17 protein-coding genes are annotated in these 25,176 nt (G+C 36.3%); 2 read left to right on the forward strand and 15 right to left on the reverse strand.

What is annotated here, in order from left to right; all coding sequences use genetic code 11:
• Window positions 1–5 precede the first annotated feature (5 nt).
• From NSU16_RS17595 to NSU16_RS17615, 5 genes are all read right to left on the reverse strand, one after another.
• The gene (locus tag NSU16_RS17595; protein WP_268447036.1) at window positions 6–662 is read right to left on the reverse strand and encodes a sugar transferase; all 657 of its coding nucleotides are present in this window, start codon (window positions 660–662) and stop codon (window positions 6–8) included.
• A gap of 234 nt (window positions 663–896) precedes the next feature.
• A complete protein-coding gene (locus NSU16_RS17600; protein ID WP_268472042.1) occupies window positions 897–2,801 on the reverse strand; it encodes a glycosyltransferase family 2 protein in 1,905 nt (634 codons plus the stop codon).
• Between the two features lie 213 nt (window positions 2,802–3,014).
• Window positions 3,015–4,502 carry a cell wall-binding repeat-containing protein gene (locus NSU16_RS17605; protein WP_326218457.1) on the reverse strand — a complete coding sequence of 496 codons (1,488 nt, stop codon included), beginning with the start codon at window positions 4,500–4,502 and terminating at the stop codon, window positions 3,015–3,017.
• Between the two features lie 89 nt (window positions 4,503–4,591).
• The gene (locus tag NSU16_RS17610; RefSeq protein ID WP_168748877.1) at window positions 4,592–6,745 is read right to left on the reverse strand and encodes a SpoIID/LytB domain-containing protein; all 2,154 of its coding nucleotides are present in this window, start codon (window positions 6,743–6,745) and stop codon (window positions 4,592–4,594) included.
• A gap of 26 nt (window positions 6,746–6,771) precedes the next feature.
• Window positions 6,772–7,095: a hypothetical protein gene (locus NSU16_RS17615; RefSeq protein ID WP_168748878.1), complete on the reverse strand. Its 324-nt coding sequence runs from the start codon at window positions 7,093–7,095 to the stop codon at window positions 6,772–6,774.
• 211 nt (window positions 7,096–7,306) lie between these two features.
• Between NSU16_RS17615 and NSU16_RS17620 the strand changes: the two genes are divergently transcribed.
• A complete protein-coding gene (locus tag NSU16_RS17620) occupies window positions 7,307–8,227 on the forward strand; it encodes a LytR family transcriptional regulator (protein ID WP_168748879.1) in 921 nt (306 codons plus the stop codon).
• A gap of 40 nt (window positions 8,228–8,267) precedes the next feature.
• On the opposite strand, the gene wecB is transcribed toward NSU16_RS17620, so the two are convergent.
• From wecB to NSU16_RS17640, 4 genes are all read right to left on the reverse strand, one after another.
• Window positions 8,268–9,410: a UDP-N-acetylglucosamine 2-epimerase (non-hydrolyzing) gene (wecB, locus tag NSU16_RS17625; protein WP_103671250.1), complete on the reverse strand. Its 1,143-nt coding sequence runs from the start codon at window positions 9,408–9,410 to the stop codon at window positions 8,268–8,270.
• A gap of 22 nt (window positions 9,411–9,432) precedes the next feature.
• Window positions 9,433–11,343 (reverse strand): glycosyltransferase, encoded by a 1,911-nt coding sequence (locus NSU16_RS17630; protein WP_339191641.1) that lies wholly within the window; start codon window positions 11,341–11,343, stop codon window positions 9,433–9,435.
• 74 nt (window positions 11,344–11,417) lie between these two features.
• Window positions 11,418–12,938, reverse strand: a complete 1,521-nt coding sequence (locus NSU16_RS17635) for a glycosyltransferase (protein WP_339191642.1) — start codon at window positions 12,936–12,938, stop codon at window positions 11,418–11,420.
• Between the two features lie 35 nt (window positions 12,939–12,973).
• The gene (locus NSU16_RS17640; protein ID WP_339192718.1) at window positions 12,974–14,347 is read right to left on the reverse strand and encodes an alpha-glucosyltransferase N-terminal domain-containing protein; all 1,374 of its coding nucleotides are present in this window, start codon (window positions 14,345–14,347) and stop codon (window positions 12,974–12,976) included.
• Window positions 14,348–14,707: 360 nt separating this feature from the next.
• Between NSU16_RS17640 and galU the strand changes: the two genes are divergently transcribed.
• Complete coding sequence (galU, locus tag NSU16_RS17645; RefSeq protein ID WP_010332089.1) at window positions 14,708–15,586, forward strand: UTP--glucose-1-phosphate uridylyltransferase GalU; 879 nt, start codon at window positions 14,708–14,710, stop codon at window positions 15,584–15,586.
• Between the two features lie 41 nt (window positions 15,587–15,627).
• Here the strand turns inward: galU and tagH are convergent, their stop codons facing one another.
• The 6 genes from tagH to NSU16_RS17675 form a co-directional block, all read right to left on the reverse strand.
• On the reverse strand, window positions 15,628–17,214 hold the full coding sequence (gene tagH, locus NSU16_RS17650) for a teichoic acids export ABC transporter ATP-binding subunit TagH (protein ID WP_339191643.1): 1,587 nt from the start codon (window positions 17,212–17,214) through the stop codon (window positions 15,628–15,630).
• A 19-nt stretch (window positions 17,215–17,233) separates the two neighbouring features.
• Window positions 17,234–18,061 (reverse strand): teichoic acids export ABC transporter permease subunit TagG, encoded by an 828-nt coding sequence (gene tagG, locus NSU16_RS17655; protein ID WP_059353643.1) that lies wholly within the window; start codon window positions 18,059–18,061, stop codon window positions 17,234–17,236.
• A 212-nt stretch (window positions 18,062–18,273) separates the two neighbouring features.
• On the reverse strand, window positions 18,274–20,304 hold the full coding sequence (locus NSU16_RS17660) for a DUF6270 domain-containing protein (protein ID WP_339191644.1): 2,031 nt from the start codon (window positions 20,302–20,304) through the stop codon (window positions 18,274–18,276).
• Between the two features lie 24 nt (window positions 20,305–20,328).
• Window positions 20,329–21,105 (reverse strand): DUF6270 domain-containing protein, encoded by a 777-nt coding sequence (locus NSU16_RS17665; RefSeq protein ID WP_339191645.1) that lies wholly within the window; start codon window positions 21,103–21,105, stop codon window positions 20,329–20,331.
• Complete coding sequence (locus NSU16_RS17670) at window positions 21,102–23,786, reverse strand: CDP-glycerol glycerophosphotransferase family protein (protein WP_339191646.1); 2,685 nt, start codon at window positions 23,784–23,786, stop codon at window positions 21,102–21,104. Before NSU16_RS17670 ends, NSU16_RS17665 begins: the two co-directional genes overlap by 4 nt.
• Window positions 23,787–23,801: 15 nt before the next feature.
• A complete protein-coding gene (locus NSU16_RS17675) occupies window positions 23,802–25,163 on the reverse strand; it encodes a glycosyltransferase family 2 protein (protein ID WP_339191647.1) in 1,362 nt (453 codons plus the stop codon).
• Window positions 25,164–25,176: the final 13 nt, after the last annotated feature.

Genomic DNA, 25,176 nt, shown 5'->3' on the forward strand with positions numbered 1-25,176 from the left:
GATGTTTATCTTGCACCATCACCTGTCAAGACTACTTTACAAGTTTTTAACATAATCTTTAATTCCAACATGAAAGTCAGATTGCGAATGTAATATAAATCAAATATAAGCTTTTCCTTCGGCGTCATGTCGTAACCGCCGTTCACCTGCGCCCAGCCGCTCAATCCCGGTTTGACAGCCAGACGCTGTGTAAACCCCGGAATCTCATTCTGGAACTTTTCCGTAAACACTGGACGTTCCGGGCGAGGGCCAATCATACTCATATCGCCTTTCAGCACATTAAACAGCTGAGGGAGCTCGTCAATTCGCGTTCTTCTGATAAATGCTCCAATTCGTGTCACCCGCGGATCCTGCTTCTGCGCCCAAACCGCCCCAGACTTCTCGGCATCTATTTTCATGGAACGAAGCTTATAAAGCTTAAAAGGTTTCCCGCCTTTTCCTACACGCTCCTGCGTATAGATGGCAGGCCCCGGTGTCTCCAAACAAATCAATATTGAAAATACCGCAATTATTGGCAGCGCAACCACCAATCCAATCAGCGCAAACCAAATATCCATCACGCGCTTTACTGCCAAATAACGAGCCGTTTTTTCAGATAATGCAAATGATGCTTGCTGCACTGATAATTCGCGACTCACATTCATGCTTTTTTCTGCACCCACTGACACACACCTCACGATTTGTTTGGGATGTTATGATGACCTATGCCAGTCAGTTTAGCAGACGGATGTTAATTGGTTGTAAATGGATTGTTAAGAAGTGTGAATTTGTTATTTTTTCTGACATTTCTTTGTTAACTTTTTATTGTTTTTGACACTTTTTTTAAAAACTAAGCATTATGTATAAAAAAAGAGACAAACCGTTGTTCATCGATTTGTCTCTTCAATGGAAGCATTTTAATATTGAAAGTAAAATTTTGATTTAGAGGTTGTCAGCTTGTATTGAACCTCAACCGTTTTTCTAAAAAACAACATGAAGCTTTGTTCTGCGTTCTTTTTGTCTAGGATAATTACTTGATTATCCTCTTTAGCACTGATTTTATTATTTGATGTATTTATTGCAAATTCAACTAATCTTTCTTTTTTAACGTTAGACAATTGGTCAAGCAAACCTTGAACATTTATTGTTAATTTAGTGCTATCAGGCACTAAATCAACACGTTTTATCGGCAATGAGATTTCAGACTGACCGGTATTTACAATAATTTTTGATTGATTTGGCAGACAGATTTGTTTACCGCTAAAAATAAATGATAAATCTTTTGTTTCTGTTTCATAAGAAAGTTCAGCTTCTGTATAGGCATGTTTCTTTATATCAATCGAAAGATTATCATAATTCATTGTAAAATATGGTCTGGCGCTATAGACAAACAAAGCGTTATGCCCCAGATACATAGCTTTTGTTGAATACTTGTACGGAGCTCGATTATTCCCTACTCTTGCTCTAAGTTTGTAGCTGTCTACTGACGATTCAATGAAGAAATCCCAAACTCCTAAATCTTCTTCAGCAGATGCAATCTCATCAAACAGGCATTCAAATGTAAACGTTGAATTATCATTTGAAACTGGAGAAATGTACTTTTCCGCCTTAGTATTGCGATGAACCAATACTCCGGTAAGAGATTGGTTTTTATTCGTTTCATCATCCAACAATTTGTGTTTAATTGTTCCTTGAATGCTGAGCACACGATCACTAAATTCTATATTCTGCAGATAATGTTCAAGTTTGTTTTTATAATTTACTTTTAATAGCTCTTCAGAAACTTGATAACGCTCTAAGCTAGGATAACGTGCAATAAGATTACCTTCATGCACCGTGCAGAACTTCTTGATGTCTTGTTCCTCACGCTCATACTGGGTTAACCCTTGTAAATCATTATTCCGAATAAACAGAAGCCGTAATTTGATATGCGGTAATACAAATTGATCAGCTTCTTCAGGTACTGCATGAATAAATGATGAGAGATATTGAAACCATTCTGCTCTCTCTTCCTCTTTTTTCATTTTGATCGTGACATTTTTTGTCCGAGAGAAATCAAAATGCCTATTTAAAAATACTGCCATCAGCTTAATTTTTCTCTCTTCTTCCAAATCACTTGCTTTGATTGCAGAAATAATATCTTCCATTGCTCCATAAAAATTTTCTGGAGGAACATAAGCAACACTCATATGTTCGCCGTCTCTTTTGACCAGATAGTAATAATCATAGTCAGCTGAAACAGATATCTTCTTTGCTTTCAGATAAGCATTCATCGTAAAGACTTGATCCTCTGCTGCTTTTATGTGAGTAGGAAACGTTAAATGATTCTCTTTTAAAAGTGAAGCTTTAAACAGCTTTTGAGGCCCCAGGGTAAAAACGATTTTGGAATCAACCAAATCAACATCCGGATTTGTTTCCTTAAACATCGATTTTGGTACTCCTCTTCCGTTTATCCCTTTTAACTTTCCTAAAGTAATATCAGATTGATTCTCTTTTGAAAAATTATACCATCTCAATAATGCTTCACTGCCTAAATAATCATCGGAATCAACAAATAAAATGTACTCACCTTTGGCAATTTTTATTGCGTCGTTTCGTGGAGCACCTGGTCCGCCTGAATTTTCCGTTCTTTCAACCACAACAATGTTTTCATATTTCTGTTTATATTGATTCAATATGTCTAAAGACGAATCTGTAGATTTATCATCCACACAAATAATCTCATAATCCTCTTTAGGCATTGTTTGATTAACTAAGCTGTCAAGACATTCAGAAATAAGATCTTCAGAATTATATACAGGTATAGCAATGCTTATTTTCATCGATTACCTCACTACCCTACTGGGTCATAATAAATATTTTGATTCAGTTCATTATAGCAAAAACAAATATCAAAAAAAATATACCTAAGTTTAAATTATGTTAAACATTTACAAGGTAGTTGGATTTAAAATTCATTTTATCGTATAAAAAAGCTTGCCTGCAACTCCTGATAGGTTTGCCGACAAGCCGTGTCCAAGTAAATACTTATCTTTCTAGTAATAGCCGATAATTCCCTCATATATTGCTTGCGCTGCTTTTTCTTGGTATAAAGCACTCTTTAACTTACTTGCGTCATTTGCATTTGATATGAATGCCAGCTCCGCTAAACTGCTAGGCATCGTCGACTCTCTGATCACATGGAAGTTTCCGATTTTCACGCCTCGGTTTTGAGTATTCAGCGCTTTATAGAGTCGGTTTTGTATTTCTGTCGCAAGGCGTTTACTGTTGTCTGACTCATACTTTGTATAATAGTACGTTTCTGTGCCAGTAGCAGCCGGGCTCGCTGAATTGGAGTGAATACTTACAAACAGGTTTGCATTGTTGCTTTTGGCTTTTGCAACACGTTCAGAAAGCTCTAAAAATACATCCGTTGATCTGGCCATAATCGGTATAGCTCCGCCTTTAGAAAGTTTGCTGTTTACGAGCTTTGCAACGGCTAGGTTAACGTCTTTCTCCTTTAATCCGTTCCCGATCGCTCCGCTGTCGTATCCTCCGTGTCCAGCATCCACAAAAACCTTTTTACCTACAATTACATTTTTGAGCTGATTGACAACATTTGTTGTAACTGAAATGGTTCCCCCAAGTACAGTGAACATATTCTTGCTGTTTGAACCGATGGCTGCTCTTGTAGCAGTCGGCAGTGAACCGGCATCCGTAAATAACATCGGGCGATTTTGCTTCGCCGCCAGGACAGAACCTGCTAAAGCATCAGCATATGTATAACCATTGCTGACAAAAGCGGCTTTTGATGAAGAATAATACTTTTTCGCTATGTTTGCAGCGACCTCAAAACGGCTGTTTCCGCCGATTCTCGTTGGAGAAGGGAGCTGGCTGTAAACACTTTTTGAGACACTGATTTCTCCACCGACCACAATAGTCGATGACGTTCCTTTACTGCTCATCGCATTTTTTGTCGGTGTCGGAATTGAGCTTGCCGTTGTTAACAAAATCGGAATTCCGTTGCGTGCAGCATAAGAACCGATTGCCAGACTGTCAGCATATGCCGTTCCATTTGCGATTACTGCTTTAGAATTTGAAGACAATTTCTTAGAAATATTTTGGGCAACCTCATAGCGGCTTCTTCCGCCAATACGTTCCACTGTGGAAACACCCAGGTTTTTCATTTCACTTACAACATTGTTGGAAACACTGATCGTTCCGCCAATTACGATGACCCTGCTCGGTTTGAGCTGACTGATTCTGCTTTTAGTCGGCGCAGTCAGTTTAGATGATTCAGTTAACAGAATAGGAGCATTGTATTTATAAGCCAAAGGAGCTGCAGTTAATACATCGGCATAGGCTGTTCCGTTCGCCACAACAACTGTGCTCGCGCTGCTCCAGCCTTGTTTTGAAACATTCACAGCAACTTCATATCTGCTTGCTCCATCCAGTCTTGTGACAGAATTGGCCGCAAAAGCATTCGGTACAAACAACAAGACTCCCAATATCAGTATTGGTATGCTTTTAAGAAAGATCCGCAAAGATAGTCCCTCCAAAGATTAATAATGATTCATACATCAAATAACGAACGAAGGAGGCAGAAGCGCCTCCCTAAACTTCTATCAACCTTTTAATAGCTTGATAGAGTCGTTCCCGGATAGTAAAAATTTAAAATCGTTGTATATGATTGCCCGGCAGCAGCTCTGGCATTGGCCCCGTACTGACTCATGCCTATACCGTGTCCGTAGCCTTTACCGCTAATGATAAAGGCACTTGTATTGCTTGAGACAGACGCATATGTACTCTTCATATTTGAAGCGCCCAGCATTGTTCTAAGCTGTGTCGTCGGTACAGAAATTGTCGCTGTTTTTTCGCTCAAACTTCCATTGGAAAGGATGTAACCTTTTGATTTCTCTTTTGCGAAATATGAAAATGTTACATCTGCTGTTTCCGGACGCTGGCCGGCTGTTTTTGCCGTACTGAATTTCACACTGGAAATTTTCGTGATTTTGATAGACTCGGCACTGGTGTATTTATTTTTAATAAACCAGCTTTTCAAACCGCTTAAATAGGCAGAGTTTGTTTCATTTTTAGAGCTCCACCACGATCCCGGGCTTTTCAGATTCAGACTGCTTTTATCAAGCTGGGTCTTGTTTAATGACAGGGACCAGCTGATTTGCGGGTCGTACGTATCTTTTTTGGCGATTAAATAAGGAAGCTTGCTGCTCCAGACCTCGTCGCTCGCTTCTGTATACCCGCCGTTACTTGATGAATACGTAGCTGTAATCAAATTCCCATTATATTTCAAGACTTTTCCTTTTGTGGATTCCACCACTTCAGAAGTTTTCGAATTCCAGTCATAGCCGCCGTAAACCTGAAAAGCTGTAGTATCTTTCACTTCTTTTCCGGCCGAGCTGATAGAATAGGTTCTCGCTGCGACAGCTTGAGCCTTTAACGCCTCTTTCTGCCAGCTTGCCGGCATTTCGTGCGGAACAACACCCTTTAAATAATCCTCAAAAGGGATATCCACGTTGATGGGACGAATGTACTTGCCGGACTCAATCGTAAATTTCATGTTTCCGAGATACGGCGTTCCATTCAAGTTAATAGAATTCGTTGTTGCGTATTTTTTAGGCTTTGCTGTAAATGAAGTGCCCAATGTTTTAATGGCAGTGGTGTTTTTATAGAGTACTAGGTTTCCGCCGGACAATTTAACTGAATAACCTGTCCCCGCAAAGGTATCAGCCAGGTTATTTTTCAGCGAATCACTGATGGAGATGCTTCCTCCAAGCAGAGCAAATGACTGTGTCCCTTTTTCTGCCACTACATCAGCGACTGGTGACGGCAGGCTGCCGGACTCAACAAGCAATAAAGGACTTCCCTGCTTTGCTGCAAGCACAGACCCCGTCAATGCATCCGCAAAGGTTTGGCCGTTCGACATGAAAACCTTTGTTGCTTTCATATTTAATTCTTTTACGATATTGGCAGATACTTGATAACGTGAAACCCCGCCAATCCGTTTCACAGTCGCTTGTTTTTTTAATGTGGCTTCCACGCCAGTGCTGACACTCAACGGACCGCCGACAATTGTAACCTTGCTCGGAATTTTGTAATCGCTGCGGATGTTATTGTCTCCCGCAAGTAATATCGGATAACCGTTCATTGCAGCATATGGCGCAATTGACAGGGCGTCTGTAAAGACCATGCCGGTTGCAACTACAGCTTGACTGTAATTCCCCATGCGGTCGGCTATGTTTTTAGAAACCTCATAACGGGTAGCCCCGCCAATCCGATCAATAGAACCATATTTTTTCAATGTGTTTTCTACATTTTTAGAAACGCTTATTGTCCCGCCAATAATGAGGATATTATCAGGGTTTAATTTTGCGATTTCGCTTTCTGTTTTAGGTGTTAATGAATTCGCATCTGTTAACAGAATCGGAGCATCGTATTTTTTAGCCAGCGGAGTTGCTGAGAGTGCATCAGCAAAGGCATCTCGGTTCACTATGACTACAGTTGTAGGGTTTGTCCAGCCCGCGGAAGCAACATTATTGGCAACATCAAAACGGGTAGCTCCCCCATACCGCTCTGTATCTGCAATTCTTGAGCCAGAGATCTCATAACCACCTGTGATATCCACATCCAGACTTGACTTACTGCCTACATAATTACTCAGCTTTACCGAAATGGTTTTATCAGCTGCTTTTGCAGACTGCATAAATGCAGGACATGCAATAGCAGCTGCAGTGACTGACGATAGAAGCAAAAGCTTCATTTTCTTCAAAATATGTAACCCCCTAAGAAGTTAAATTACTTCGTCTCTAAATCTTTAAGCTCTAAGGCGCCATTTGTTCCTTTAGTATATTTGACAACAACTTTTTGTCCTTCTGACATGCTGTTCATTTTGTCCTGAAGGTCTGAACCAACCTGAATCGAAGTTTCTTTACCATCAATAGTGACTGCAATCGTATGGCTGTCTGCTAAACCGGCAAACGTACCTTCCTTTGTAACCGTCTCTTCAGCAGCCGCATCCTGGCTTTCTGAATTTGTCTCTGAACCTGTTTTGTTCTCAGCTGTGCCACATGCAGATAAAAGAAGCAGCATTGAGAACATTAAAATAGCGATTTTTTTCATTCCTATATCACCTCTCATCTTTTTATCGACAATTTTAAGCTTATTTTAAGATTTCTTTCAAAACAACGAAAATTTTTTGCGGATTTTCTTAAATTACCGAAACATTTGTTACAAACTGTCGTCTATTGTAAAGAATCAGACAAATTTTAGTTGTTTTCAAATATTAAGAAACTTATAATCGAACTAGATTACAAAAAAGTGAGGACTTTATATGAGAGCTGAAAAAAGAAAGAAAAAGAGAAAGGTTTTACTTGTCATTTTAACCATACTGGCAGTGTTCGTCCTCTGTACAGGCGGTTATGCATACTACTTATGGCATAAAGCCGCTTCAACCGTTGCAAGTATTCATGAAAGTATTGATAAATCCAAAAAGAGGGACACAGAGGTCAATATCAATAAAAAGGACCCGTTTTCCGTTTTAATCATGGGTGTGGATGAGCGCGACGGCGATAAAGGCCGTGCCGACACGCTCATTTATATGACTGTTAACCCCAAAACGAATACAACCGACATGGTCAGCATACCGCGTGACACATATACAAAAATTATCGGAAAAGGCACGATGGATAAAATCAACCATTCATACGCATATGGCGGTACACAAATGGCAGTTGACACGGTTGAAAACTTCCTCGATGTTCCGGTCGATTATTTTGTAAAAGTCAACATGGAAAGCTTTAGAGACGTTGTTGATACACTCGGCGGCATCACAGTTAACAGCACATTTGCGTTCAGCTATGACGGTTACTCATTCGGCAAAGGAGAAATCACACTGAACGGAAAAGAAGCATTGGCGTATACACGAATGAGAAAAGAAGATCCAAGAGGAGACTTCGGACGTCAGGACCGTCAGCGCCAAGTGATTGAAGGCATTATTAACAAAGGGGCAAATATCTCTTCCGTTACAAAGTTTGGAGATATGTTTAAGGTCGTTGAAAATAATGTGAAAACCAATTTGACGTTCGATAATATGTGGGATATCCAGTCTGATTACAAAGGCGCTCGAAAACATATCAAGCAGCACGAACTGAAAGGCGAAGGCACAAGAATCAATGACGTCTATTACTATAAAGCAGATGAGAGCCAGCTAGCTGACATCTCAAATGAACTGAAAGAAAGCTTAGAAAGCTAAAATAAAAGAAGCTTCGCACCCTATGTGCAAAGCTTCTTTTTTATTTACCCGTAAAAGAGTCCGGATGTTCATTCCGATATCCGTAATGAAACAGCAATTCCTCTACAATCCGGCGGGAGGCCTGTCCATCACCATACGGATTTGAAGCATAGGACATTTTCTGATACTCATCGGCGTCAGTTAAGAGCTCTTTTGCAAGCTGATAAATGTTCTCCTCATTTGTCCCCGCAAGTTTAAGCGTCCCTGCTTCCACTCCTTCAGGGCGCTCCGTCGTATCACGAAGCACAAGCACCGGTTTCCCGAGCGATGGTGCTTCCTCCTGCACTCCTCCGGAATCAGTCAAAATGAAATGGGATTTTGCCGCAAAGTTATGGAAATCAATTACTTCTAAAGGCTCAATCAGATGCACTCTGTCAGAGTCGCCAAAATGCTTCTGAGCCGCTTCCCGGACAACAGGGTTAAGGTGCACAGGGTAAACAACCTGTACATCATTATATTCCTCTACAATTCTGCGGATGGCCTTAAACATGTTTTCCATCGGCTCACCTAAGTTTTCACGGCGATGAGCGGTCAGCAAAATCATCTTATCCTCCCCCACCTGGTCAAGGACAGGGTGTGAATAACCTTCCCTAACTGTTGTGCGAAGCGCGTCAATCGCTGTATTGCCCGTTACAAAAATAGAATCGGCCTTTTTGTTTTCTTTTAACAAGTTGTCTCTTGCCTGTCCTGTCGGCGCAAAATGCAAATCAGCAATGGCACCGGTCATCTGGCGGTTGAGCTCTTCCGGAAACGGAGAATATTTATTGCCTGTACGAAGACCGGCCTCAACATGCCCGACAGCAATTTGATGATAAAACGCGGCGAGGCTTCCGGCAAATGTCGTCGTGGTATCACCGTGGACAAGCACAATATCAGGCTTGATGTCTTTAAACAGCTCATCCAATTTCACAAGCGCATTGGACGTAATTTCTGCCAGCGTCTGCCGCTCCTTCATAATGTTCAAATCGAAATCAGGCTTAATCCGAAACGCTTCAAGCACCTGATCCAGCATTTGTCTGTGCTGGGCAGTCACCGTTACATAGGACTCTATTTCAGGATATTTTTTTAATTCAAGCACAAGCGGCGCCATCTTTATCGCTTCCGGCCTGGTTCCGAAGACGGTCATGACTTTTAGTTTTTTCATAATTGTCACCTGGTTTCTTTGTTTAACGGGCTGTTAGATAGAATTTGGATTGGTCTGATTGTATAAATAGATCTACTTTCTTTCTTATTTTAAAACACCATAGTTTTTTTTCAATATTTTTACTGCAAAAATACACACTTACATCCTTTTTAGGAACCAATGTCGTTTTATATGAATTAATGGATAAAACGATATTGTTGTTTTGTAAATAAGCCGGCGCAAATTTTTGTTCAACGAGATTCCGGTCAACCTGAATCACTGTCCCATCAGCGGAACTGATTTGTTTTTTAATTGGAATTAAAAACTCTTGGTTATTGAATTCTAGCAATAATAAAGATTGCTTCGGAAAAAACAATTGGCTTCCAGGGAATATAAACGTTAAATGCTGATCCGAATCATTATTTCTGAATTCAACTTTCAGAACTTCTTGCTTTCTAATTTCCACCGACAAATTATCGTATGTTTTTGTAAAGTACGGTCTTGCGCTAAAAGCATATTCCCCGTTATTCCCTATATATTTAGCATGTTGCGAATAGGGATACTTTGCTCTGTTGCTGCCAATTCGGGCTCGTTTTTTATAACCGTCAATCTCTGATTCAATAAAGAAGTCCCAAACACCAATATCTTCTTCATTAACGGCCAAATCAGTAAACTTCGTGAGAAATTCAAATTCCCCCCCCTTGGCATACACCGGAGTAATAACTTTTTCAGTTTTTCTTTCACGGTGCACCCAAATACCAGATAACGTTAGCATAACTTGATGCTCTGGTTGTAAAGCCGAGTGGGTTACCGTTCCTTTTAATGAAAAAGTGTTGTTCTTCATTTGAAATTTGCTCACGTAATGACTGATTTTGTTTCTGTCATCAATAATCCGTTCATTCTCTGTTAACTGATAGGGGATAAGGCTGGGATAGTTTGCTATGATATGACCATTTTTTACAGATGTATATTGAGTCATATTTTCTTTATCAGCTTCAAATTGCTTCAAGCCCTTTAGGTCATTATGACGTACAAAATATAATTTTAACCGTGTATGAGAATGAACAAGCCTATCAATTTCCTGAGGAATATTTCGCTCAACAAAATGATGCAGCTCCGTCATCCACTCTTGTTGTTCCTGTTCATCCTCAATTGTTACGGTAAAGTCCGTTGTTCTAGAAAAGTCAAAATGACGATTTAAAAACTTCGCCATAAATTTCATTTTATCGGTACGAGGAAGACGGCTCTCCCGAATCATATCTATGATGACCTTCATTGCACCGTAGTAACTTTGTGGCGCAACATATGCAAATGTCATATGCTCGCCATCATGCTGTACAGCGTAGTAATAATCATAGTCAGCCAAGACAGAAATTTTGTCCGCTTCTAAATAAGCTTTCATGACAAATACCTGATCTTCTGTGGCCTGTATATTAGAAGGGAAATATATGTCATGATTCCTAAGCAGTGAAACTTTAAAAAGTTTTGTCGGGCCAATTGAGTAGACAAGCGGAGATTTCACAAGGTCCGCCTCAGGTTTTGTTTCTTTAAATATAGCTTGCGGAACCGATCTGCCATTTACTCCGACCATTTTTCCAAGGACAATATCTGAATCGTGCTGTTTAGCAAATTGATACATTCTCTCAAACGCTTCAATTCCTAAATAATCATCGGAATCTATAAAAAAAATGTATTCACCGCTGGCCACGCGTATGGCTTGGTTTCTTGGTTCTCCTGGTCCCCCCGAGTTTTCCTCTCGTTCAATAACCGTTATATTAGAATACCGTTCACTGTATTTTTTTAATAGTGGAACCGTGCCATCCTGAGAACAATCATCTACACAAATAATTTCGTACTCACTATTCGGCATGGTTTGTTGAACCAGACTATCCAGGCAGCGGGAGATAAAATGTTCTGAGTTGTATGTGGGTACTGCTGCAGTAATTTTCAACATTACACCTCTATCCTTATCCGCTTCTATTTCTTCTCAAAAGCTCATATAATGAACAAAAATGGCACAGAAATGTATTATTTCGTCATTTCAAATACTTCTTCCCATCTTTCAAACAATCTGTCTTCACTATATTCTGTATCCATTAAGTTTTTTGCATTTTGCCCATATTGAATGGCTTTCTCAGGGTTGTCGTACAAATAAATGATACTCTCAGCAAGCATTTCAATATCATCAGGTTCTACAAGCATTCCCGTTTCGTGTTCTTTTATGAGCTCTCTTGGGCTGTATTTCACATCAAAACTGATTACCGGGGTTGCGCACGAAAACGATTCACAGATTGCAAGGCTGAATCCCTCAAATTTTGATGTTAATAATGTGGCAAGCGCCTGCTGATAAAATGGAGCAGGATTTGCAATATAACCTTTTAAATGTACATTATCTAGCTGGAGATCATCAATCAATTGCTGGTAGTCCTCGTGGCCAGGACCGCTTCCATATATATTTAGAACAACCTCAGGACGCGATTTTTTTACGATTTCCATTGCTTTTATAACCTTATCGATCCCTTTTTCCTCATGATACCTTGCCACCATCACAAATTCATTTTTCTTTTTTTCATAGGTTTGTAATTTTCCAAGCCTTCTTGGAGCATGAGGAATCACAAAAATATTATTGTTTGATTCAAAATCCTTCATGATATCATCTTTTTGTTCATTCGTTAATACGATCAGCCCGTCGTAATCTTTAATATGCTCCATAGCGTATTGATGATTCTTTCGAACTTTGCTGCCCAATGTGTAAGGATAATCTAAATGATTTGAGTGAACACAGTAAAAGCGTTTTGCCAATCCTTTACGCATTTCATTTACTTTTGAAGCACTCCCTACTCCATCACAGATGATAATAGGGTCTGTTTCTTTTTCACACAGTTCTTCAAGCCAATGTGTATGAAATGAATGCTTGTTTTTGAAAAACGCAGCTTCTTTCTCGTTTCGTTCAAACAATACAACTCCCTGACTGGCTCCTGTTTGAAAGTGATACCACTCCGTTAAATAACAAAAGCCATCTGGTGCTGTATAACAAACTTGATTTATTTTTGCTGTTCTCGTATCGAAGAAGACAGTTTTATTGATATACTCACCATTAAAATGTTCCCGCTTCGTTATTTGCATATTTTCATTGAAATAGTCCACATATAAAAGATTATCCGACTCATCCCACTTTTTCTTTTTTATATATAAACCATTATTGAAGTATTCAGTTTCTAATTTTGCCTCGTTATGATAAACAGCATAAGCTTCCTCGAAGCGTTCAAAAATTTGTTTATAGCCATTGCGCTGCTCAACACCTATTTTGATATCGGTGTGCTGATTTTTATAGTAATCATAAATATTGATAATATTCACATTAGGGTGCAGCCTACCAGCCTTCTTCAGCTCTCGCTCAATCTGATCATAGTTCTCTTTATAATCCAGTGTAACCAAGTCAATTTTATGGCCATGCTCTGCAAAAGTATACGATCTTGACATCATAGAGCTTGTAATGCCGCCTTTTTCAATGTCTATTTCATAAATTAGTGAAAAGATCCTTCTCATCTTCAAGCCCCTTCTTCTTGTAAAACCTTTCGCTGCTATTGATTCTTTTTTACAAACAGACGATTGATTAGTTTTCTCCGAAATCCTTCAGCTGTGTGAATTAGCAAATGATTATTTTCTTCTTCTAAAGTGATTCGCCAGCCTGAGATGTTTTGTTCCGTTAACGGAATTTCCTTTTTGTCATTCACTCGTACATTCGCAGCAAAAAAGCTATTATCCCACTCAGAGCAGAGATACAATTCAATCGTAGAGAGGTCATCTAATGCTGAGTGAATACGAAGCGTCCCGCTTACAGTAAAAGTTAAATCTACCTCTCTGTTTACCAGAGCGCTAAACGTACATTCAGTGCCACTCTTCTCATTTTTTAATTTCCAGTACATTTTATTACGGCCAAGGGAATAGGCCGGAACTTCACCTTTAAATTCTGCTTTTGCTGACAAATACAAGTCAGATTTTGATCGCCATTCTGCTGTTAACAGCTCAACATTCATTTCTTTTAATTTATTGTTAAAAGGCACTTGATCAATAAGTTTGTCCACAAAACGTTTGCGGGCAAACGGTTCTTCAGAAACATAGTAAATGTTCGAACGGGGTCCCGTTCTTTCAACCGTATCATTATATCTCGTCAAGGAAGGGACTACGAAAGCATCAAGATAGTTTATTTCTCCTTCAGGGTTATCCAAAATATCATTCGTCTCTATAAAACCTAAGTACGCTGTCGAATATTTCGCTGAAAGAAGCTTCAGCATAGAATAAATTTTCATTTCTGAAGTTAACAGCAGATATTCCGTTTCATTTATCAAGCGGCTCAGAAAATACTGGAAAAGTTCATTTTCTGAATATAAAACACTCTCTATACTGTCTTTTTCGTCAAAAATAATAATTTTTTCAGTCGCCCCATCATGCTTATACCACTTCGTCATGTAACAGGTGCCGTCAGCCCTCAAAAAGAGATGCTGCTTTGGTTTGTTGGTCTCCAAGTCCATGTACATCAAGCTGTGTACATAGCCGTTTGCATCATATTCCTCTCGTTTAAACCTTTGCCTGTTATCATTAAAATAATCCGCGACAGCAAGTGCTCCCGCTGCTGTAAATCTTTGATATTTTATATAACGCCCGTCACGGTAATATCGAAATATTGGTTTGTCTTGTTCTTGAACATGCGTTAAACCTTCTTCTTCAACCTGATGCTCTATTTTATGTTTCTGAGGTTCAGGCCCTTTAAAGAAGCTGTACAAATTGATAACAGTAGCTTCTTTAAAAGAGGAGGGTGCATTAGGCTCATGATTTATAGTGACAATGTCCATTGGATAATTCCAATCAATTGAATTAATGTTGTTTTTTTTAGCAGAATGAAGCCCTGAACAAACGTATGCTAATTTAGGATGAGAAACCTTAATTGTCATAATTTATAATTACCTTTCGCTAAAATCGTACAGTTATATGTCAGAAGTACATTATATCATTTTTAATTAGCTGGCTCTAGAACGAAGAAACGGTTATTCTCAAGAACTTTTTGGAACATTTTAAGCCAATAACCTCTGTCTGTTAACTGAAATTAATTAATGATATTTTTTGTATTTTCTATATTTTCCAGAGATAAAACCCACTGAATTGACCCTTGTTTAAAATTGGTTTTTCTTATATGATTAAATGTGTTTAACAGATTGAAAACAGGGTATTGAGAAAAAAAGAAACTTCAAAATTTTAAATACTCAGCATTTCATAAAGCTGAACCTAAATCTGTTCTTAAGGAAGGTGCTTTGAAAGTGAAAAAAGTGCGTAAAGCCATAATCCCTGCAGCCGGGCTCGGAACGAGATTTTTACCGGCTACGAAAGCAATGCCGAAAGAAATGCTTCCTATCGTAGATAAACCAACCATTCAATACATAATTGAAGAAGCTGTTGAGTCCGGTATTGAGGACATTATTATTGTAACAGGCAAAAGCAAGCGTGCGATTGAGGATCATTTTGATTACTCTCCTGAGCTTGAAAGAAACCTTGAAGAAAAAGGAAAGATTGAACTCCTCGAAAAAGTGAAAAAATCTTCTAATCTGGCTGACATCCACTACATCCGCCAAAAAGAGCCTAAAGGACTTGGACATGCTGTATGGTGCGCTCGTAACTTTATCGGCGATGAACCTTTTGCGGTTCTGCTTGGAGACGATATCGTTCAGGCGGAAAAACCAGGATTGCGCCAGTTAATGGATGAATATGAAAGAACACTTTCTTCTATTATAGGTGTTCAGCAAGTGCCTGAAGAAGAAACTCACCGCTACGGTATTATCGATCCGCTGACAAGTGAAGGCCGCCGTTATCAGGTGAAAAACTTTGTTGAGAAGCCGTCTAAAGGCACAGCACCTTCTAACCTTGCTATCTTAGGCCGTTACGTATTTACACCTGAGATCTTTATGTACTTAGAAGAGCAGCAGGTTGGCGCAGGCGGAGAAATTCAGCTGACAGACGCCATTCAAAAGCTGAATGAAATTCAAAGAGTGTTTGCTTACGATTTTGAAGGCAAGCGCTATGATGTCGGCGAAAAGCTCGGCTTTATCACAACCACTCTTGAGTTTGCGATGCAGGATAAAGAACTCCGCGGACAGCTCATTCCATTCATGGAAAACTTATTAAACAAAGAAGAAATCTAAACATAAAAAAGGCTATTGGACATTCATCCAATAGCCTTTTATTATTTCAACATCAAGGTCAGCGTATGCTCTTCATTATCAACTGCAAAGGTCTGATCATCTGTATTCACAAGAAAACGATTCTTGCTGCCGTCGTCATACAATACATCACTGTCACTTAATGATAATGACGCTGGAGTAACGGGAGAAATGTTGTGAAAGATAAGCTGTGACGCTTTATTATCTTCCAATACATAGCTGATCTTTTCATAATCAAAATCCAAAGTCTTTCTGCCGTCAGCTGTTTCTCCTTCTGTAAAACCGTTCAGTTTTGATTGAATACTGTCACTGCTGTCTCCGAGGAACTTCAGGAAGTATTCATAGGAAGCTGCTGCGTTTTGCTGGACATGAGGTGTAAAAGCAGAAGCCGGCAATTCCGCCTTCCTCACATCAGTCACAACAGCGTTCTTCTTCACAAAATATGAATGTCCGTCAAACTTAACTTTTGCTGCTTGTTTGCCTTTTGCGCTTACCGTCACTGCAGTACCGAAAGGCAGTGTAACACTGGCCTTCTTTTTCAGATCTTGGTCTTTATAGACTGTCACTTCTTCATCAGCTATAAAGCCTTTTTTATTCATTACAGTTAGGCTTTCCTCCATCTTGCCCTTTGCATCGCTATGATGATTCTTGACTTCATTCTGCGGAATTGCACCAAACGAAGCAATTGTTCGAAGCGGGGCATCAAAGAACATCGTGCCCGCAATAAAAACTGTCAAGAAAGACAAAATCGCAATTTGTACTGCATTGGTCAGTGATTTTGGCTTTTTCTTCTTTTTGCGGAAACGGGCAAAAGCTTCAGGATCTTCTTTCTTGCGCTCTTCCGTCTGCTCTTTTTTATATGTTTCTTTTTCTTTTTTCGAGAGCTTATTAAACCAGTCAATAAACGCTTTGTACTCTTTCACAACTGTTTTTGTATCATCAAACATCCGAAGTTCGCCGTAATGCATCCAAGCAACGCGGTCACACATTTTCTCAATCTGGCCGATGGAATGGCTGACAAAGAAAATGGTTTTTCCTTGTTGTTTAAACTCATTAATTCTGTCTACACATTTCTGATAAAACGTTTGGTCTCCTACGGAGAGCGCTTCGTCAATAATTAAAATATCCGGATCTATATGCACGGAAATCGCGAAACCGAGACGCGATTTCATACCGCTGGAATAGTTTTTAACCGGCTGATTAATAAAATCGCCAATTTCTGCAAATTCAACGATACTGTCATACATGTCATCAATTTCTTTATTTGTTAGACCCATCATCAAACACTTGAGCCGGACGTTGTCCCGGCCCGTCAATTGATTATTTAAACCGGCTGCTATCGCAATCAGCGACGGCTGGCCGTTCATTTCTATTTCACCGCTGGTCGGCGGAATAATTTTAGCCAGCAGGTTAGACATGGTCGATTTCCCTGACCCGTTTATTCCTACAAAGCCGATTGTTTCTCCCTCATACACGTCAAAGGAGACATTCCGCACAGCAAAAAAACCATTATCCTTAGCCGGAAAAAACAATCCTTTAATCTTGTCCGATTGTTTTTTATACAAATGATACTGCTTTGAAACATTTCGAAACGAAACTTTTAGTTTCATCGTACAATCTCCTTACGTATTAAAGAAAGTCAACAAACTTGTCTCTGAATTTCATATGCAGGATAGAACCTACTGTTAATAAAAGAAAAGTGAACAGCCAGAAATACAGCGTGTATTTCATATCTTGGAAAAACCATTTCCCGTCTAAGAAGCTGTTCCGGAATCCTTCTATCAAATAATAAATCGGATTTAGTTTAAGCACAGGCAGAAGGTTCGGATGATTTTTTCCAAGCTGCTCTGATATATTCCAAAAAATCGGAAGCAAGAAGAACAATAATCTGGTAACGGCCTGCAGCAAAAATTGATAATCTCTGACAAGCACACTGATTGTAGAGTTAAACAAACTAAATGAAAACATAAATACAATCATGCAGATTAAATAGTAAATATATTGTATCCAATGCAAGCTTGGGTAAATACCACTTGCTAACAGAACTATGACATAAACACCCATCATCACAAAATAACTAAATAAATTTGAAGCAATCACGACAGATGGCAGCGAACTGATCGGAAAATTCATTTTCGCGACCATATTGATCCGCTTAAACACACTGTTTGATCCATCAAGAATCGTCGGACTAATAAAAAACCATGGAATCAAACCAGCCAGCATCCAAACAATAAAAGGCACTTCACCGATACCCGTTATGATCGGCTTACTGTTACGAATTCCCATACCAAATACAAACCAGTACGCCAGCATTTGAATGAGGGGATTTAAAAACTGCCATAATACACCAAGATAATTCATCTGATACTGAGACTTTGTCTCATACGAAGCCAAGCGCAAAATTAAAGGAAACGATGTCACTTGCTCTTTTACGATTCTTACTAATGCATTCATTGTTTATCTTCCTTAGACTTAAATGATTTTTGGGATCTTTCGGTTAAAGAAATTTGAAAGCACCGATGAATATTGTAACAGATATTCATTCATTTTTCATGTAATAGTAGACAGACCCACTTGTTAATTAAAACAAGATACAACCAATATAAAAAGAATAGTTCTAAAAAAGATAAAATAACAATAACCTTATTTTAGAACTATTCATGTAATTAATTTTTCATTTGGTCTTCTGATGTAATTTTTAATAACCTGTTTAAAAATTCTTTGTAGTAATCTGACTCATAATGAGAATAAGATAAACCATAAGGGTATCTTTCATCTCCTATAAACTTTGTATCAGTCAAATCTATTACTTTTGCTGAAGGGGCAATAGATAGGAAATAGTTATCTAATTTATCCCAAAAATAATTATTTCTTCTAATCATCGGAATATCATCGAATGTTTTTATGTTACCATCCAACCCATAGTATGTTTCTGTAAACCTTCCCTTATTTAATATAATCTTATCTTCAGGAATAATGGTTTTCAATTTATCGAGAAATTTACCAACATTCGCTTTCCAAAGCTCAAAATACTTATGGTTTTCATGATGATTTACAATATGTGTGTTACTCCAATTTGATAAAAACTTACTAGCTTCTATAAAATAGTTGCAAGTCACATAATTATTTTCTTGAGTCCTAATGACCGGCTTACTCGCATCGCAATAAAGGTCAATGATAATGTAATCAGGTTTTGCTTCTTTCAACTTTATAAAAAAGTCCTTTTTAAAATCTGTTTCCACCCATGACCGATCACTTTCTTTAACATCATTAAACTGATTAAAATCTACATCAACAGGATCAGACATCAAACTAATGACTGATGAATGGAATTGAGTATAACAACACTTATAAAACTTTTTGTAATCAGGGTTAAAAAATGCTGACGAATTGAATGCATTTCTGCTGAAACAAGTACCTAAAACAGCTATATTAAGCTTATCTGCATCTTTGTGTGAATCAAAAAGCATATACACAGATAATCTATTTCCACCATTTTTGAAAAACTTCACTTTATATCCATCAGCTATATTAAAATAATCAGTCTCAATATTTTCATTGCAGCTAATATAAACATAGTCACTACTATCAATTAAAATAAACACGTCCCATACACTCGCATGATCTTTTCTTAGCAAGTTTAACAAATTTCTTTTGTTTATTTCACAAATGAAATGATCACCGTTATTTATAAGACTGTATTCTTGTGATAAATAATATTCAAAACCATTTCCTTTTTTCTCTCTTTTTCTAAAGACTACTTTATATTGTGAATTTATATGAGTATTTATCTTAATATAAAGTTTCACAAGATTATCATTTTCTTCAAATGAGGTTAGTTGGGCAATATTCGTATCTTTTCGATATGTGTGAAGAGATAAAGTGTTGCTTCCTGTTTTATTTAATTTGACATAGTGAAATGGATGATTTCTTAATGCACTTAATTTATCAAGAGAACTCGGCAGTTCTTTATCAACTAAACAAGAAATTAAAATAGATTCAGAATTATTGTCTAATTTGATATAGAAATCCCAAATGTTCGAATCGTCAACAATGATATTAGCCGGAAGATTATATAAATCAAGGTCAACCTCTAAGTGGTCATCAACTTGAGAAAGCTTTCCAAGTTCTATTTGTTCTTCATGAAACTGATAAAGGGTTCCATGAGGTCTGCGTGAAAGAACAAATAATAAATCATTGGTTTCAAATAATTTATGCTTCTCTCCATTTAATTCAAATTTTAATTTGAATTCGTCAGTAGAATTCCCTTTTTCAATACTATATATGCTAAATTTTGCATTGTCAGGCTGTACTGTAATGACTAATTTATTATTCACTAAAGACAAGACTCCAAAATACAAAGAATCTGGTAGCTTTATTTTTAGTTTGTGTTGACCATCGAGACAGTAAATTAGTAATTGAGCATCTTGGTTTAATACTATCAATTCCCAATCATTAGAGAAGGAAAGTTTTTTTGATTTTATTATTTGAGCAAATTTTACTTCACATAAGAAATAACCTTCCTCATGCATATAAGAATAAGGCAGGTTTAGCTGAATAGGCTGTTCAAAGGCTATGTTATTAGTCTTTAATTTAAGAGCCAGCCCCTTAAATTCCTCTATTCTATTCGTATGCCCAAAAATTATCCATCCATCATTTTTAGGATTTACAGATATATTCATTATCTCGATTTTCACATTCAATCCTCCGCATACTAATTCTTATAGACTAAGTTTTTTTAACTGGTCCAAAAAATCAGTGTAATAATCCATTGTATAATGCACATAAAATTTACCCCATGGATGGTTTTCAAAGGAATTATAGATTTTATTCTTAAATAAATCTATTGCCTCTACGTCACTGAAGCTGTCTAATACATATGCGTCAAATTTACTCCAAACCTTATTATAATAATCAACATCAATTACCTTGATGTTTCCTCCATTAATAAGCAATTTTTTCTGCTCTTCTTTATCAAAAAAGTGATGAACGTTTCTTGCACTATTTAAGATTATTTTAACTTCTGGACAATTTAATCTTACGTAGTTATAGAAAAGATTGAATTTTTGTTTCCAAAGAGCATAATAATTTTCTAAATGATCATCTATATTAAAACTTTGTTTTTTATTTTGAATCGAAAGCTTGTAGTAATTTGTTTTAGGAAGTGTCCATCTGTTATTTGTAACGTACTGATTATCCGATATTTGCACATATCCAAAATGTACATCTGCAAAAAAGTCCAAAATCAATATGTCTGGCTGAGCTGATTTAATTTCCTTTAAAAAGCTATTCTCAAAATCAGTCTTTAAGGTGTTTTTTTCATGACTAGACATGTTCTCGTTATCAAAAACAATGTTGTTAGGTCTACTCATTGTTGAAATAATCGACGTTTGGTTCTGTGTCAATACACATTCGAAATAATGTTTATAATCCGGATTAAATTGAGAGTTAAAGTTATCACGTGTTACACAACTACCGTAAACAGCTACTTTTTTCATTTCTTTATTCCCTCTTTATTATTAGTTCCTAAGCTAACAATTTGTTGATAAACACGTTTACAGTTTTCTTTATCCGTGTATTTATAAAATTGATTAACCCTGTTTATATATTTGGTATCCATTAGACAATTATTCTCCATACAATTTATCAACTTATCAACTAATGTATCTTTATCAGTAACAACATCTCCAAAGCCCATAGAATTGTAATCAAAATAACCTTTTTCTAAATGATTTTTCTCGTATTGGAAGTAAAAAACAGGTTTTTTAAGGTAAGCAAAGTCAAATGCAACAGATGAGTAATCTGTAACTAAAACAGCACTATTATTAAAATGATTTCGATAACTTTCATTTATATCTGCTATTCTCACTGAACTATTTTTATTGAAATCCTTCAACTGCTGAACAATATTTGGATGTGGGAAGAATACTATCTCGTATCCTTTTTCACTAGCAGCTTTAATAAGTTTAGTATCATTTAATAGATTATTAAGCTCATTAAAATAAACTGAGTTTTTAAAGAGGGGTGAATAATCTCTTTTACCTGTTTGCGGATTTATTTTTCCCACTAAGTGATTTCTCCATGTTGGCATAATTAATATCTTTTTGTGATTATGATTAACAAGCTTATCGAACCTAGGAAATCCAGTTAAAATTACTTCTCTCTTTGTATAATTATAATGACCGTTAATTATTGACTCATACTCCGGTTGTGCGGCAGTTATAAATAGTCTTATATTTTTCTTATACTTATTAAGCCATCCGGAAATATCATCTTTTGTAATTCCATGCTGAAGAAAAATAAAGTTGAATTTAAATAAATCTTTATAATATTTCCTCATATTAACAAATGGATTTACTACATAATCATCTGCATGGGAAGATATTATTTCATCAGCAAGTAAATGCAAAAACTTATGTTTAGGTGAACCATATGCAACAACTGGTCCTATTTTTTTCAGCCTATTATAATCCGGACTATCTTTACTGATAATAAAATATTTTTTGATACCGTCTTTCTGCTGCATTGCATATTCAAATAATGCTTCTGCATTATCATCTGCTTTGTTGATCCTATCCATAAAAAGCCATACTCTTTTATTTTTCTTTATTTTATAGAGGTGTTCCATAATCTTTCTTACATTTGAAGCCTTCTCAGCACCTACTTTATTAAAAGTCTTAAAACGTCTTTGTGCCCGCTTTTCTTTTGCTTTCATAATTTGATTTTTATCTTTTAAGACAACTAAATTATTAAGTTCATGATCGAAATAAATTCCTATACCATTTTTGGTATAGAAGTCGACTATATGTTTATCCAGCGGGAATAACCGTCCAAAGTTGATTTTCACTTTTATTAGTTTGCCTTTTGATGAAATCATCATTTCAATATTTGAGTTGTTTTGAAGATGATCAACAGGGATATCTACTTTAAAGCCTAAGTACTCTTTAACTGGCTTATTTAGGCAATATAAATTGTGCACTGTTCTATCAATTTTTTCAGCATGATACATTTTGTCATTGACACATGCTTTCACTTCTAATTCAGCAGCATCGAATAATGAACCGAAATTACCTTCAAGGGTTAAAATACCCTTTTCAATGTTTAATAACTCCATCGTTAAAGCTTCATATCTCATAGAATTAATTAATTTCTCTTTAAAATATAAATTTACATTACGATTCAAAAAGATTTTTTTGAATACATTTTTTTGATTTCGATATTTCAATTTGATTAAAAAGTATTTTCTATGCAAGTTGAGAGATTTTTGTTCAAAAATTATATCGTCATCTATAAATGCGAGTATTCTTTCTAACAAGTCAAAAAACTCTTCAACTTCATTATCAGTTAAAACATCAGTTCTGTCTTCTATATTAATTCTCCACTGCAAGTCATAGGCAATCATATACTGAATATATTTTGGAACGTATCCTAATGTCGTAATACTATGGTTAATTAATTCTCGAGAGAAATTCTTCAAGTAATCCGTATACCATTTTTTGTCGTTTTTCCCTGTTTGAGTTGCGGATGATGCATCTTCTCTTCGCCGATAATTATATTGTCCTTCTTTTACAATTCCGTAAACTTGACGTTTCATAATAATTTTAGTCAGCCATTCACTATCTTCAGCATAGGCCATATCTTCATTAAAAAAATGATTTTTAACTACTTCTTTTTTTACGAATGAACTAGGTGCTGATAACTGAATCCCCGTATGTTCTTTCAATGTATGAACTAGCCTAGTCCTGTCAAATTTATAATTTAATAAATGTGGGCCGCTTGTTTTTCCAAACATCATCATTGGAATAGAGACTACATCAACTTTAGAATAGTTCTTTTCGAAAAAATCATATACTTTCAAAAGAGTTGAAGGAGATAATGTATCATCCGGGTCTAGAAAATTAATATACTTCCCTTTGGCACGTCTTAAACCTTCATTACGCGCACTACTCGCTCCGCCATTCTCCTTATCAATAAAAACTATATTGTCTGGATACTTTTCTTTATACTTTAAGCAAATTTCACCGGAAGCATCAACACTTCCGTCATTCACTAAAATCAACTGTACATGATGCTCAAAATCAAGCGCCTGATCAATTATGCTTGTTATTGCTTCTTCTAAAAATTCTTCAACATTGTAAATTGCCATTATAATAGAAAAGAAAAAATTCTTTTGTTCCAAGTTTCCATTCTCCTTTTAATTATTTGTTTTATTAAAAGTAATTAGCTTCTTAAATAATCTATTTAAAACATTAACTTTTTGAAGATTAATATAATTATTATCTTTTTCAACAATAAACCTAAAAAAAATAACTCCTAAAGGAAGTTTTAATTGATAAGAAGAATATGTTCTATCCCTAACAGTAGTACCCCAAATAACAATATTCTTTTGTTTTTGTTCATTTATCAACTTGGCTTTTATACATTTTCTCCCATATGAAACATAAACATTACTACTATCGTTAATTGCAGATTCTTCATTACTGAAACTAACAGTCAGTTTAACTGAAAATTTATCGACTTTCCATGAAGTTATATTGATTTTTTCGTTTTCAAGTTTTCCTATTTCAATAAGTCTGTTAACAGGATAACCCCAACGTTTAAATGAAATTAAATACTCTTTTAAATATGTTTTCATGTTTTGATTTACAATTAACTTTTCATCTATATATTTTAAAATGTGATATAACTCCTCAAAAAATTCACGCTGCTCTATCTCATTTAGTACTTCATAAACCAGATTATTGTTTTTTTGAAAAATAAATAACTTTACATGATTAAGAATTAAACATTGAATATACGGTATAACTTCGCCGTATTCTTCTAATGATCTCTTGATCATTTCACCATATCCATTTGTAAGTAAAAACGTATACCTATTTTTTTTAAACCACGAAGTGTCTACTAGAGAACCTTCATCTTGCCTTTTTCTATAAAAATATTTAGCATCAGGAATAAGGCCATAGTTTTGTTCTTTAATTAAAAAGGTATTAATAAATAAAACATCTTCCCAGAATTCCATTTGTTCGTTAAAAGCCATTCGCAAACATTCTATTGTTTTTTTTCGAAAAAATGTTCCACCAATGTGATAGTGAATAGCGGAGTAATTATCAGTTATGTTAACAATACTTTTTTCACTTTTAAATCTATAATTTAGTGAGTGCTCTCCGTCTTTATTGTCAAAGAAAAATAGCGGTAGCACCGCTAAATTAATATCGGTATGATTTTCAAAAAACTTTAATACCTCAGCCATAGCATTTAGTGAAACTTTGTCGTCAGAATCTATAAAGCCTATAAATTCACTATTTTCACAAGCTTTTAATCCATTATTTCTTGCTAAACTGACATTTGGTGTATCTTGATAAATAATCTTAATATTATTCGGAAATGCTGTTGCGTATTCTTCACATATGTTTTTTGAATTATCAATGCTATTATTTTCAATCAATACTATTTCTATGTTTTTTTCAAAATTAATAGTTTGATCAATGATACTGTCAATGGCTTCTCTGAGATATAATCCCGAATTATAAACAGGCATTACAATTGAAAACAACATCTTAAGTACTCCT

Origin of the sequence: Bacillus sp. FSL K6-1003 (assembly GCF_037964945.1) — a bacterium.
GTDB lineage: Bacteria > Bacillota > Bacilli > Bacillales > Bacillaceae > Bacillus > Bacillus mojavensis.